At 50.9% G+C, this 12393-nt stretch carries 13 protein-coding genes and 1 tRNA gene; 11 read left to right on the top strand and 3 right to left on the bottom strand.

The genetic code is table 11. From position 1 onward, the window contains the following. Positions 1-128 precede the first annotated feature (128 nt). Positions 129-203: transfer RNA gene (locus SLIP_RS06150), tRNA-Arg, on the bottom strand. Positions 204-593: 390 nt separating this feature from the next. Between SLIP_RS06150 and SLIP_RS06145 the strand changes: the two genes are divergently transcribed. The 8 genes from SLIP_RS06145 to SLIP_RS06110 all read left to right on the top strand — a co-directional run bounded on the left by SLIP_RS06145 (position 594) and on the right by SLIP_RS06110 (position 8407). Continuing rightward, entirely contained in the window at positions 594-1742 is a 1149-nt protein-coding gene (locus tag SLIP_RS06145) for an acyl-CoA dehydrogenase family protein (protein ID WP_013175416.1), read from the top strand. Between the two features lie 63 nt (positions 1743-1805). Further along, positions 1806-2759 carry a CoA transferase subunit A gene (locus tag SLIP_RS06140; protein WP_013175415.1) on the top strand — a complete coding sequence of 318 codons (954 nt, stop codon included), beginning with the start codon at positions 1806-1808 and terminating at the stop codon, positions 2757-2759. Positions 2760-2761: 2 nt separating this feature from the next. Next, positions 2762-3634: a CoA-transferase subunit beta gene (locus tag SLIP_RS06135; RefSeq protein ID WP_013175414.1), complete on the top strand. Its 873-nt coding sequence runs from the start codon at positions 2762-2764 to the stop codon at positions 3632-3634. 24 nt (positions 3635-3658) lie between these two features. Beyond that, a complete protein-coding gene (locus tag SLIP_RS06130) occupies positions 3659-4516 on the top strand; it encodes a 3-hydroxyacyl-CoA dehydrogenase family protein (protein WP_013175413.1) in 858 nt (285 codons plus the stop codon). A 191-nt stretch (positions 4517-4707) separates the two neighbouring features. Continuing rightward, on the top strand, positions 4708-6120 hold the full coding sequence (locus SLIP_RS06125; protein ID WP_013175412.1) for a hydroxymethylglutaryl-CoA synthase family protein: 1413 nt from the start codon (positions 4708-4710) through the stop codon (positions 6118-6120). 13 nt (positions 6121-6133) lie between these two features. Next, positions 6134-7315, top strand: coding sequence for an acetyl-CoA acetyltransferase (locus tag SLIP_RS06120; protein ID WP_013175411.1), 1182 nt, complete (start codon positions 6134-6136; stop codon positions 7313-7315). A gap of 105 nt (positions 7316-7420) precedes the next feature. Next, a complete protein-coding gene (locus SLIP_RS13015; protein ID WP_278078291.1) occupies positions 7421-7543 on the top strand; it encodes a hypothetical protein in 123 nt (40 codons plus the stop codon). A gap of 72 nt (positions 7544-7615) precedes the next feature. Continuing rightward, positions 7616-8407, top strand: a complete 792-nt coding sequence (locus SLIP_RS06110) for an enoyl-CoA hydratase/isomerase family protein (RefSeq protein ID WP_242649086.1) — start codon at positions 7616-7618, stop codon at positions 8405-8407. A gap of 117 nt (positions 8408-8524) precedes the next feature. Here SLIP_RS06110 and SLIP_RS06105 read toward each other — a convergent pair whose 3' ends face one another. Next, complete coding sequence (locus SLIP_RS06105; RefSeq protein WP_013175408.1) at positions 8525-9928, bottom strand: sigma-54 interaction domain-containing protein; 1404 nt, start codon at positions 9926-9928, stop codon at positions 8525-8527. A 446-nt stretch (positions 9929-10374) separates the two neighbouring features. Between SLIP_RS06105 and SLIP_RS06100 the strand changes: the two genes are divergently transcribed. From SLIP_RS06100 to SLIP_RS12375, 3 genes are all read left to right on the top strand, one after another. Beyond that, on the top strand, positions 10375-10599 hold the full coding sequence (locus SLIP_RS06100; RefSeq protein WP_013175407.1) for a DUF1659 domain-containing protein: 225 nt from the start codon (positions 10375-10377) through the stop codon (positions 10597-10599). A gap of 40 nt (positions 10600-10639) precedes the next feature. After that, the gene (locus SLIP_RS06095; protein ID WP_013175406.1) at positions 10640-10861 is read left to right on the top strand and encodes a DUF2922 domain-containing protein; all 222 of its coding nucleotides are present in this window, start codon (positions 10640-10642) and stop codon (positions 10859-10861) included. Positions 10862-11198: 337 nt separating this feature from the next. Further along, positions 11199-11354, top strand: coding sequence for a YvrJ family protein (locus SLIP_RS12375; RefSeq protein WP_013175405.1), 156 nt, complete (start codon positions 11199-11201; stop codon positions 11352-11354). Here SLIP_RS12375 and spoIIP read toward each other — a convergent pair. Beyond that, positions 11351-12301 (bottom strand): stage II sporulation protein P, encoded by a 951-nt coding sequence (spoIIP, locus tag SLIP_RS06090; protein WP_013175404.1) that lies wholly within the window; start codon positions 12299-12301, stop codon positions 11351-11353. The genes SLIP_RS12375 and spoIIP overlap by 4 nt on opposite strands. Positions 12302-12393 lie beyond the last annotated feature (92 nt).

Raw genomic sequence — 12393 nt, 5'->3', positions numbered from 1 at the left:
AACTGGAAACGGCTGCAATATGTAAGGTCAAAACTCTTTTGGTGACTTTTTCGCAGTAAAATAGCCTATGATTATTGTTTTGAAAAATCTGCGTAAATGAGCATCTAAATCATAATCATACATGAAAATGGTGCGCCCGACAGGAATCGAACCTGTGCACCTGGCTCCGGAGGCCAGCGCTCTATCCCCTGAGCTACGGGCGCGTCACTGATATTATAGCAGAGTAGCATTGACAGGTAAATAGCTTTGACGGGCAAGAAAAATTGGCGCTTCCACTGTCCGAAACAATGGAGGCGCCTTTACTTTTTAGCTAATATGGTGGAATCGGCCACGGGTTTTGGATGATCTAGCAGATCCGATATGCCTCCTCTATTCAAAGAAAGAGAAATCGAAATCGGATTATTGGCCAGAATCGCCGATCGTGTTTGTTAAGAGCAAGTCTGAACCCCAAATTTAAAAGGGTTGTAAACAGGACAATCTTGGCACGGGTGTTGCTGAGCACATAAGGTAAGAAACCTGCAAGGGGGTGAAAGGCTGGAATCAGGGGCTTGCCAGAAATAGCGGCTGATCTTTAGAGGGGGGAGGAGAGCGGTTTGGCTTTAGGGTTCGATTATAACGAAGATCAACTGGCTTTGCAGAGAACAGTCAGAAAATTCACGGAGAATGAAATCGTTCCGGTGAGGCAGTATTACGACGAGACCGAGGAGTTTCCGTGGCCGGTAGTCAAGAAAATGCAGGAGCTCGGGATAGGGTGCATGAATGCGCCAGAAAAGTACAATGGGATGGCTTTTGACAACGTTACCCTCTGTATGGTAGTCGAGGAGATCTGTAAAGGTTGTCTGGGCATTGCCATAACTCCTTTGGCCAATATGTTGGCTTCTGAGCCGGTGGTGTATGCCGGGACCGAGGAACAAAAAGAATGGTGGTTCACCGGGATATGCAACGAGGGCCAACTGGCTTCCTATGCGGTGACCGAACCTGGTGCCGGATCGGACGTAGCCAATATATCTACCAGCGCTAAAAAGGACGGCGATTACTACATTCTGAACGGGACTAAATGCTTTATCACTAACGCTCGCTATGCCAGTAAATACGCGGTTTTGGCGACCTTGGATAAGAGTAAGAAGCACCGCGGGCAGTGCTTTTTCTTGCTGGACCGCGACTGGGAAGGAATATCGATCGGTAAAAGCGAGAAAAAGATGGGGATGCGGTGTTCAGACACATCGGAGCTTATCCTGGACAACGTTAAAGTGCATAAGAAATACAGGGTAGGTGAAGAAGGCGATGGTTTTAAGATCGCTATGACTGCATTCAACTCTTCACGCCCCTTCATAGCAGCAGCCTCAGTGGGTGTTGCCACGGGTGCTTTCGAGGTTGCCAGGGATTACGCCAAACAAAGGGTGGCTTTCGGAAGGCCTATTGCCGATTTTCAAGCCATTCAATTTATGTTGGCGGATATGGCGATGGAAATAGAAGCAGCTCGTCTCTTATGGCAAAAGGCGGCCTGGCAACTCGACAACAAACACCCGCTGGAAGCCGCACAACTGTCGGCTATTAGCAAGTGCTACGCCGCGGATATTGCGATGAAGATTGCGACCGACGCGGTGCAGATCCTCGGAGGCTACGGTTTCTGCCGCGACTATCCGGCAGAAAAGATGATGAGGGATGCCAAAATTCTCCAGATATTTGAAGGAACTTCTCAGATACAGAGGATCATAATAGCTCGAAACCTGCTTGGTTAGACATATAAACGTGATGTAGGTGTTGGAGTATGGTGTTTTGGGCGATGGAGGAGGGGTGAATTAATGAAGTTCGAACCTGTAACTGGCGACAAGGGCAAAGCAAAACCGCTGGCCAACAAGGTTATGACTGCCAAGGAGGCCGTATCGACTTTCATAAAGGAAGGATGCTATTTAGGAATTAACGTGAGCGCTGCCCCGGCTGCTCTAATCTGGGAGATAGTTCGTCAGCGCATCGGGAACCTCCGAGTTGTCATTACCAGCCAGATAGGCATGTCTTCCGTGCTTCTAGGGTGTGGGCTGGTATCAAAGCTGGAAATGGCATACAACTGGGGAGGAATAGAAGGGGAAGACCGGGTTTTTAGGAGGGCGGCGGAACATGGAGTCCCGCGGCCTGTAGAGTTAGAGGAATACAGCAATTTCGGCGCGGCTTTGAGGTGGCAGGCGGGAGCCATGGGAGTTCCGTTCATGCCGACGAAGTCTCAGTTGGGGACAGATATCATCAAGTACAATCCTAAAATAAAGGTCATCGAAGACCCGTACAACGGCGAACCGATTGCGCTGGTTCCTGCTTCTAACCCTGATGTCGCCATAATCCACGCGCAGAGGGCAGATGAGATCGGAAACGTCCAGTGTCTAGGATTATATGGGAACAGCGATGTTTTGGCCCGAGCGGCACGCCATGTAATCGTATCGGTTGAAGAAATTGTTACCCAAGGGGAAATCCGAAGAATGCCAAACCTGACTACTATCCCGTATATTTACGTCGACGCGATAGTGCATGCTCCTTTCGGCGCCCACTGGCGTGAGTCCAATTACTATTATCATCACGATCTAGCATACGGGTTAGAGGTCTACAAACAGTGGGCTACCAAAGAAGGGTTTGACGCCTGGGTGGAAAAGTACATCTACGGTACCAAAGATTGGGACGAATACTGTAAGATGGTAGGCTATGACCGGCTGTACCGGTTGATGCAGAGCGAGCACCGGTTCCAGAAGTACGGGGAAGTGAGGTGGTAAAGATGGCGGAGTACGCAAAAGACTATACTTTGCCTGAACTAATGGCGGCTACTGTGGCCCGCGAATTCAAGGACGGAGAAATAGCGTTCATTGGTGTGGGTATGCCCCTGATAGCAGCATCGGTAGCGAAGTTCACCCACGCTCCCAACTTCAATATAATGGTGGAGTTCGGCGCGTTTGCGTATTCACCCCGGCGATTGCCTCTGTGCGTTGACTGTGCTGTCAATTGTGAAAGAGCGTACTGGACTGGAACTTTACGCGATGTCATGAGCGCCCAGCAGGCGGGGTTCGTGGATGTGGCGTGCATAAGCGGAGCACAGATCGATAAGTATGGTAATTTGAATTCTACCTGTATAGGCGATTACTACAAACCAAAAGTTCGGCTAGCTGGTAGCGGCGGCGCTAATGACCTGGCGTCTTCGGCTAAGAGGACAGTCATTATGATGCGGCAAGAGGGGAGGCGCTTTGTTAACAAATGCGACTACATCACCTCTCCAGGATACTTGGACGGTCCCGGTGCTCGTGAAAAGGCAGGGCTACCCGGAGGGGGCCCGGCTGCGGTGATAACCACCATGGGAGTCTTTCGGTTTGATGAAGAAACCAAGGAAATGTACCTGGAGAAGATTCACCCTGGGGTCAAGCTGGAAGACATCAAGGCGTCGGTGCAGTGGGATCTGGCGGTTTCGCCTAACTTAGAAGTAACAGAGCCGCCGACCGAAGAACAGGTGCTGGTGATGCGTACTTTGGACCCGGTCATGGTCTATCTGGGTAATGGGCGGGACGTATTAGCCGGGGATTTCGAAAGGTTCATTAAGATGTTTGAGGACAGCTACCCGGTGATGACAGAGCTTTTGAAGAAAAAAGGAATGATATGAGCAGCATGGCGAGGGGGAATCAAAATGGCCATCAGTAAGCTCGGAGTCTTGGGGGCCGGGGCCATGGGGGCAGGCATCGCCCAGATCAGTGCCCAGGCAGGACTCAAAGTGGTTCTAGTAGACATTGACCAAAAGTTTGTAGACCGAGGCCTCCAGACTATGAACAAGAATTGGGAAAAGGACGCGAGCAAGGGCAAGATAACCCAGGAAGATAAGGAAAGGTTCTTAGGCAATATTCAAACCAGCCTGGATAAAAGCGCATTGAAGGATTGTGAATTGGTAATCGAAGCCATTATCGAGAACATAGACATCAAGAAACAGGCGTTTCGTGAGTTAGGGGAGATCTGTTCACCATCAACGGTGCTGGCTACGAACACGTCAGGCCTAAGCATAACTGAAATCGGTGCTGCCAGCGGACGGCCTGATCGGGTCGTGGGGATGCACTTTTTCAATCCTGTGCCGGTGATGCGTTTGGTGGAGGTAATACCGGGAGAAGAGACGACCGAAGAAACGGTAGAGTTGGCGATGGAAGTGTCGCGGATAATCGGCAAAACGCCGATCCGAGCCAAAGAAGCACCTGGCTTCATAGTCAATCGTCTTCTGGTTCCTTACCTCAACGACGCGGCCCATGCTTATCAGGAAGGCGTAGCTTCAGCCGAGGACATCGACCTGGCTATGAAGCTGGGAGCGAATATGCCTATCGGACCTTTGGCACTGTGTGATTTAGTAGGCATAGACGTTCTCCTCATGGTTGTCGAGCACTTCTACAAAGAGTTCGGTGATCCCAAGTTCCGGCCGGCATTAGCCTTGAAGCAGAAGGTTAGGGCAGGGCACTTTGGGGTCAAGACGGGCAAAGGCTTTTTTGACTACACCAAGAAATAATCGGCGATGGAGGAAACCTTGAGTCCTGAAGAACCGCTTAATACAGGAATCGGCCACAGCCTCATGGCTGGCTTCAATGTCATGAACGACAGGTTCGCGCAATGCTGAGGGCTTCGGTGGCTGCGCTGAGTTGCAGCCACCGAAGCGGTTAACATGAAAAAGGCCTTACGGCAAAAGGAGGTTTTGACAGCATGGTGGGAATTACCGCCTTCGGGGCATATATTCCGTACAATAGACTGGACAGGAAACACCTCAAGGCCGCCTTCGGTGGTTCGGTACCTAAAGGGGAAAAGGCCGTGGCTAACTACGACGAAGACAGCTTGACTATGGCAGCGCAGGCTGCCCTGGACTGTGTTACTCCCTTGGACCCAAAGACTATAGATGTTCTGTACTTTGCCACCACTACCTCACCCTACCGAGAGAAGCAGGGGGCAAGTACGATCGCGGGGGTGTTAGACCTGCGCCGCGACGTACGGGTAGCGGATTTTACCGATTCTTTGCGAGCCGGTTCGGCGGCCATGCTGGCAGCAATAGATGCAGCTCGAAACGGCAGCCAGGTAATGGTAACTATGGGAGACTGCAGGTTAGGGGCAGCGGCCGGAGCACAAGAGGCTAACTTTGGAGATGGGGCCTGTGCTTTTGTTATGGGGAGCGAAAACGTTATAGCGGAGGTGTTGGGCAGTTACAGCGTGAGCGTTGATTTCCACGATCTGTGGCGCTCCCAAGACGACAAGTTTGTTCGGAGCTGGGAAGAACGGTTTTGTGTAACCCAGGGCTATAACAAGTTTGTTTCCCAGGCCGCCAACGGGGTTATGGCGAAGACAGGGTTGGCCCCTAAAGACTTTGCCAAAGCCGTGATTTATGGTCACATCCCCCGCAACCAGCTGGATATAGCTCGCAGACTCGGTTTCAATGCCGAACAGGTGCAAGACAGCTTGTTTGAAAAGATAGGCAATACCGGAGTGGCTTGTGCTCCGATGATGCTGGCTGCGGCTTTGGAAGAGGCTCAGCCAGGGGATAAGATTCTGTTTGTTTCTTATGGCGAAGGTAGTGACGCCATTGTCTTTCAGGTAACTGAAAACATTAAGGGTTTCACGGGTCCGCGAGGAGTCAAGGGCTATCTGGATCGCAAGAAAGTGACCATGAACTACGAAAAATACCTGCGGTGGCGCGAGTTGATAACCACGGAACCGGCGAGGAGACCTTTACAGAAGCGTTCCTCCCTACCGGACTATTACCGCAACTACAAGAAAAACCTGGCTTTTTACGGGTGCCAGTGCATGGCCTGCGGTACTCCCCAATTTCCCCCGAGCCGCATATGCATCCAGTGCCAGGCAGTCGACCAGATGAAAGACTACCGTTTCTATGGCAGAACAGCTCGGGTAGCTACCTATACTGTCGATTACCTGGCAGAATCTCTAGACCCGCCAACAGTCGTAGCGGTAGTGGACTTTGAAGGTGGCGGGCGGATGTTCTGTTACCTGGTGGACTGTGACCCGGATGCCGTCAATGTCGGCATGGAGGTCGAAATGTCGTTTAGGAGGCTGTTTGTGGCAGACGGGATTCACACCTACTTCTGGAAAGCAACGCCCAAAATAGGGTAGAGGAGGGGAGAAAATGGCTGCGGGAATCAAGGATAAGGCTGCAGTTATAGGGATGGGATGCACCAAGTTTGGCGAAAGATTCGACTGTAACCTGGAGGACTTGATGTTGGAGGCAATAGAAGAAGCCCTGGCCGATTCGGGACTTGAGTTCAACGATATCGACGCTTTCTGGTTTGGAACTTTTACCTCGGGAATGGCCGGGTTAGCCTTTTCCAATCGCATGAAATCACAGTACAAGCCAGTGACGCGCATCGAAAACATGTGCTGTACGGGGCTGGACGCTTTTCGCAACGCGTGTTACGCGGTGGTGTCCGGAGCCTACGACGTAGTCATGGCCATTGGTGCGGAAAAACTGAAAGACGGCGGTTACAGCGGTCTGGAAGTTCCTGCCGAGGACTCAGACCGTACCATGCCTGACCTCACTGCGCCGGCACGTTTTGCGGTGATTGCGCCCGCCTACGCTCACAAATATGGCCTGTCCATGCAGCAGATGAAGGAAGTTATGGCCCGTATTGCCTGGAAGAATCACAAGAACGGATCCTTAAACCCGAAGGCGCAATTCCAAGCAGAAGTTCCGATTGAGAATATACTTAAGTCCCCCATGATCTGTAGTCCGTTGGGGATAATGGACTGTTCTGGGGTATCGGATGGGGCTGCTTGCGCCATCATAGTCCGCAGTGAGGATGCTAAAAAGTATCGCCCGGATCCGATGTACGTCAAAGGTATTCAGATTGCAGCCGGGCCGGGGCACAGCGAGAAGCACCAGAGTTACGACTTCACCACTGCTTGGGAAACGTACTACGCCGGACAGGCAGCGTACCGCGAGGCCGGTATAACCAACCCTCGGGAGCAGATTGACTTGGCTGAGGTTCACGACTGCTTCACTCCCACGGAGTTGATTATCTATGAGGATCTCCAGTTCAGCGCTAGAGGACAGGGGTGGAGAGACGCGTTGGATGGCTTTTTTGACTTAGATGGCAAGTTGCCGGTCAACCCGGACGGTGGCTTGAAATCATTCGGTCATCCCATAGGAGCTAGCGGGATTCGCATGTTGTACGAGTCGTGGCTGCAGTTTCACGGTAAGGCCGGAAAGCGCCAACTGGAAAACCCGAAGATAGGACTGGCTCATAACCTGGGAGGGCAGCCTTACCAGTGCGTGGTGGGAGTGGCTGTGGTCGGCAAGGAACTGGGATAGACTATGAGTAGTACCGAGCAGGTCGTATCTGAACTGTGCCCGGCAATGGGAAGGGAAGTCTCTGTTAGGGTTGTTTACCAGGTAGATTATAGCAGGATGTGTCCAGTGTCAGTAGAACCAGTTGCTGTCGAATGCCTGGAGGCAGAGGCGTGTAAAGCAAGGCATAACCGTATGGAATGCCTGGTATATGGTAATAACTTGATAACTACCCTTTTGGCGGGCAGGTAGCTTAGTCAACCAACGTGATGCAATTGAAGAACGTAGGATAGTTGGCGTTGTTTTAACCAGGTAGGGAAGGCGGTGATCTGTCTCGTGGAATATACTGTGGTAACCCTGGATAAAGAGGGAGCGGTAGGGGTTTTGACCTTGAACAATCCCGCGACTTTGAACGCCTTGAATTCGACCCTGGTTGCGGAGATAGGACGGGCTCTCGAGGTCATAGCTGCCGACAACCAGATTCGGGGCTTGATAGTAACTGGCGGAGAAAAGGTTTTTGCTGCCGGGGGAGACATAAAAGCCATGATGGAATGTACACCTCTCGCTGCGAAAAAATACGTGGCCTCAATCCATACGGTTTTTAATCGCCTAGCAGAGATATCCATACCGACCATTGCAGCAATATGCGGATATGCTCTAGGCGGGGGCCTGGAATTAGCGGCCTGTTGCGACTTTCGTTTTGCAGGAGAGGGGGCTCGTTTTGGATTCCCTGAGGTCACTCTAGGAATATTCCCAGCGGCCGGAGGTAGCCAACGGATACCCAGGCTTATCGGCGTAGGCAAGGCCAAGGAGCTTATGTTTAGCGGCGACATCATCGACGCCAAGACCGCTCTCGGTTTAGGGCTGGTCAACCGAGTAGTTCCGGACTCCGAAGTCATTACTAAGGCTAAGGAATTTGCCCAAAAACTGAGCACAAGAGCACCCCTAGCTTTGCGCTATCTGAAAGCCTCCATCCATGCCGGCTTGAACACTGATTTGAACACCGGACTGGAACAAGAACTGGAGAAGGTGGCAATACTCTTTTCAACTAGGGATCAGAAAGAAGGCATGAGGGCGTTTATGGAGAAGCGAAAACCGAATTTTATTGGGGAATAGCACCGGTAGATCGGAATGCGTAACCTATCCGGGCTGGGCAAGGGCTTATTCGGTTCGCACCAAAGTGAGAACCCAATAGAGTAATCTGTGCGGCAGCCCGGTCTTCTTTTGTCGCCGTCAGTTGGCACGGGCGGTGATGTTATGTTTCTTCAACTTCTTGTAGAGCCAGGAAACATCAATACCCAGGGCCTTGGCGGCCTTTTCTTTATCATAACCGGTGTTCTTCAGCGTATTAGCTATGTATTCTTTTTCAAACTCCTCCAGAGCGGTTTTCAGAGTCCTGTGAGCATCGCCATCCTGGAAAGCATTGCCGTTTGGGAAGGTTCCATTCCTATTATCGTGAGGCAACGGAAGGTGGCTCGGTTCCAGGATGTTGCCCCCTTGCATATCAGCCAGTATCATGGCGCGCTCCAGGGTATTTTCTAACTCTCTCACATTACCAGGCCAGTGGTAATTGGAAAGCATCTGCATTGCTCGGGTGCTTATTTCGTTGACTTTAGTTTTCAACCGCGCGTTAAGCTTATCAATGAAATGGTAAACCAGTTCAGGGATGTCCTCCCGTCTCTCCCGTAAAGGCGGTATCTCGAGACGTAACACATTTAAACGATAATAGAGGTCTTCTCTAAACCCATTCTGCTTAACCTTGGCTTCCAGGTCACAGTTGGTAGCGGCTGTAACGCGAACGTTAACCCTGACCGGTCTGCTGCCGCCCAGTTTTTCAAATTCTTTCTCTTGCAACACTACCAGTAGTTTGCTCTGCATGGATAGAGGCATTTCGCCGATCTCGTCCAAGAAGACCGTACCGCCGTTGGCGAGTTCGAACTTGCCTAGGTTACCCCCTTTACGCGCTCCGGTGTATGCTCCTTCTACATAGCCAAACAGCTCCGCTTCCAAGAGGCTCTCGGGAATTGCAGCGCAGTTGACTCGGACAAAGGGTAAACGCGAGCGTTGACTGCAGTTGTGTATGGCGTGGGCAAAAAGCTCTTTGCCAGTACCGCTTTCGCCGGTTATGAGCACGGTAGTCGATGAATGCAATGCTGCCTGCTGCGCGAGGAACTTGACGTTTTGCATCTTGGGGGAAGAGCCGATTATACTGGCAAAAGTGTAATGGGCCGAATACAGGTTGCGAACCTCATTCCGGTAGCTGTTAAGTTCGAACATGAGATTTTCTACCAGGTCTTTCGCGTCCCAGATATCCATGAAGAGGCTAAAAGCAAAACAACCCACGACTGTTTGGTTGCTTATAAGAGGTAAAGCACAAGCTATCATGTTGTATCCGTTGATTGACCAATCGTACCCGACAACACCCTTACCGGTACGCAATACCACTAGAGTCCTCGTATTTGGAGTAACATCGCCGATGTATTTTCCGACTACTTCTTCCTTTGACTTCTGTAAAACCCGCAAATAAGTAGAGTTAACCGAAACCACAGTACCTTTCTGATCTACGACTATCGCACATATAGAGGGATTTTCTGTTAACAACTCGATTACACCAAGACCTGTATCCAATGGCTCCATTGAGGATTCTCCTCCCATCCCAACTTTGCGGTTGCAGGGGACAATACGAGGTGACACTTTCAAGTGTTGTAGGGGTCCGTGTCAGAGAAGTTGCGCGGCCGAATGGTATGAGCACAGCGAGAACCCAAGAAGAACCATTAATGGCAGTGATTGTCACTACCGGACTTTATAATCATCCATATTTTATTATATCTGCATCTTGTCTGTGCGTCAAAACCAAGCTGGAAATCGGCTGGATGATCCAACAATCATGTCTATTGGCTTTGCTTATTAATGGTAGTTTTGCCTTTCTGACAAACCAGCGTGCATGGTTTCAGAGAAGTCAACCCTAACTTGGCCGAGAGTGTCTTTTTCCGCCTTTCTGCCTTGTTGACCTTGCCATCTCCCGTAATTCGAGGAAATAGAAGGGGCCGGTTTACAATGGCAGCAGAAAGGAGGTGAACACCATGGCGGTACAAGCTGTTACGGTTACGAGCGAGCTCATCGTGAACGTAGAAAACGGGGTCAACGCTCAAGGTAACCCAATCTTGGCAGCCCGACGTTACAGAAACGTTAAGCCTTCAGCGACGTCAGACGACGTTTACGCGGTCGGGCAAACCCTGGCAGGGTTACAGGAGAAGCCGGTGGCTGGAATTCAGCGGCGGGATGTAGCAGACTTGGAGAACGTATAATGCCCTGAGAAAGGTTTAGATTAGAAAGGAGGTGAACGGAATGGCTCAAGAACGGACCTTGGAAATGACTTTTGCCAACGCTGCCGGTCGTAGGGTCACCATCAGGGTGCCCGATGCCAGAGCAGACCTTACTGCGGCCGAAGTAGACGCAGCAATGCAGCAAATAATCAGCAAGGGGATATTTACTTCCTCCGGCGGTGACCTGGTGGGTCAGCTGGGGGCTCGGGTCGTAACCCAGGATACGGTAGAACTCGAGCTTTAGATAAGAAGCCCGGGATTCCCGGGCTTCTTTCATTGGAAACAGCCACTGATAAACACAGATTACCTCAGATTACCACTGATTAAAACCAATTATCTGGAGAACTTACAAGCTACAGGTCCTTATTGCCGGCTTGTTTCTGTTCTTTAGTGATGATTCTATTAGTACCACAGGAAAGCGTTAACCGGGGACGCGGCATTTAATGTCCCCGAGGTACGTTAAGTTTGTAACACTCAACACTCCCCGAAGAAACTTTGATGCAACCGTTTCCTCGTTGTAGCGGGGAGAACCAGAGAGTGCGTCTCAGGCAGTGATAATCCCTGGATTTGGAGGTGAGCTAATGTCAGACCTTTTGGTTCAAATCGGCAACTACGGTTTCCCAGCAGTTGTGTGCATATACCTTTTGGTCAGGATCGATAAGAAGCTTGAAGATCTGACCGGGGCGATAGTACAGCTGCGCGAGGCTCTTATCGAGGTTCGGGCCGGGGAGGTCTAAGTTCGAGCTCGCAGAACCTCTGCTACCACGTCTCCCATGTGTTGAGCACCGCGTTGGGCACTCTCCCGCGACAACTGGTCAGTGCCTATCTCGAACAAGAGAGTGGTGGGATACAGGTCCTGATTGTAATCGCCATGACCGATGAAGATGCCCCTGACAAGCCCGGGGTACACTGTGTCGGCATGGTTTTTTATTCGCTGGGCGAAATCCAGGTTAGATCCTAGATTAGGGTTCTGGCGTCCCACTACAATCATAGTTCGGGCTGTGGGCAGACCGTTGATCAAAGTGTAATAAGCTTCAGGCGGGGCCGAGTCCCGGTGGACATCAAAGATGGCGTCGGGACCTTCTTTAAGAAGTTGAAAGACTGTCCGGCGTGAACGGTAATATGCACCACTGTCGTGGGGTCCGTGAGTATTGTAACTGTGGGTCACGCTGATGCCGGAAGCCCTAAGACTGTTAGCCATATTCTCACCGACTTCGAAAATAGTGCCATTGCCAGGTATACTGGAGGTTCCGTCAGATATGGGATAAGATTCGTCTGAATGTGAGTGGTATATGGCCACGTGGATACCTGCAGCCTGGGCAGGGATCGCCTCCTTTACAGCCCAATGTTCTTTGATATCGATGCTACTGGAATTCCGGTCTTGGTTGAAAACTGATAGGGACGTCGGCCTGGCAACTGCGTCCCAGCCCTTCATTTCACAGATCTCGAAAACCCGGTTATCTTCGTTGATAAACACATCGCCGATGTTTATGGGAAATCCGGTTTGAAGCAAGACCTGACCTTGTTTATCGCGCACGGTATAATAATTACCTTTGGAAGCTTCGGTGGTACGGATAAGAGGTTTACGGGTCGGGGGACCGGTCCAGCGCATCAGCAAATACGCAGAAACGATGATGAGGGCCAGAATACCAAAAAAAATCAACAAAGTACGCTGCCGCAGCACAAAAAGTCCTCCTCGTCATTGACCTGTTCATATTCTTTGATATATGCTTGCCAATTATTCTCGCCTGGTGTTCGTTGTGCTGCGATCCCGTC

Source organism: Syntrophothermus lipocalidus DSM 12680 (genome assembly GCF_000092405.1).
GTDB classification, from domain to species: Bacteria; Bacillota; Syntrophomonadia; order Syntrophomonadales; family Syntrophothermaceae; genus Syntrophothermus; species Syntrophothermus lipocalidus.
This window is presented reverse-complemented; position numbering and strand designations above follow the sequence as displayed.

Bases quoted from the DNA above. Each gene is read 5' to 3' on its own strand.
- SLIP_RS06140 (WP_013175415.1), top strand. From the start codon at position 1,806: ATGAAGTTCGAACCTGTAACTGGCGACAAGGGCAAAGCAAAACCGCTG.
- SLIP_RS06135 (WP_013175414.1), top strand. From the start codon at position 2,762: ATGGCGGAGTACGCAAAAGACTATACTTTGCCTGAACTAATGGCGGCT.
- SLIP_RS06130 (WP_013175413.1), top strand. From the start codon at position 3,659: ATGGCCATCAGTAAGCTCGGAGTCTTGGGGGCCGGGGCCATGGGGGCA.
- SLIP_RS06125 (WP_013175412.1), top strand. From the start codon at position 4,708: ATGGTGGGAATTACCGCCTTCGGGGCATATATTCCGTACAATAGACTG.
- SLIP_RS06120 (WP_013175411.1), top strand. From the start codon at position 6,134: ATGGCTGCGGGAATCAAGGATAAGGCTGCAGTTATAGGGATGGGATGC.
- SLIP_RS06105 (WP_013175408.1), bottom strand. From the start codon at position 9,928: ATGGAGCCATTGGATACAGGTCTTGGTGTAATCGAGTTGTTAACAGAA.
- SLIP_RS06100 (WP_013175407.1), top strand. From the start codon at position 10,375: ATGGCGGTACAAGCTGTTACGGTTACGAGCGAGCTCATCGTGAACGTA.
- SLIP_RS06095 (WP_013175406.1), top strand. From the start codon at position 10,640: ATGGCTCAAGAACGGACCTTGGAAATGACTTTTGCCAACGCTGCCGGT.
- SLIP_RS12375 (WP_013175405.1), top strand. From the start codon at position 11,199: ATGTCAGACCTTTTGGTTCAAATCGGCAACTACGGTTTCCCAGCAGTT.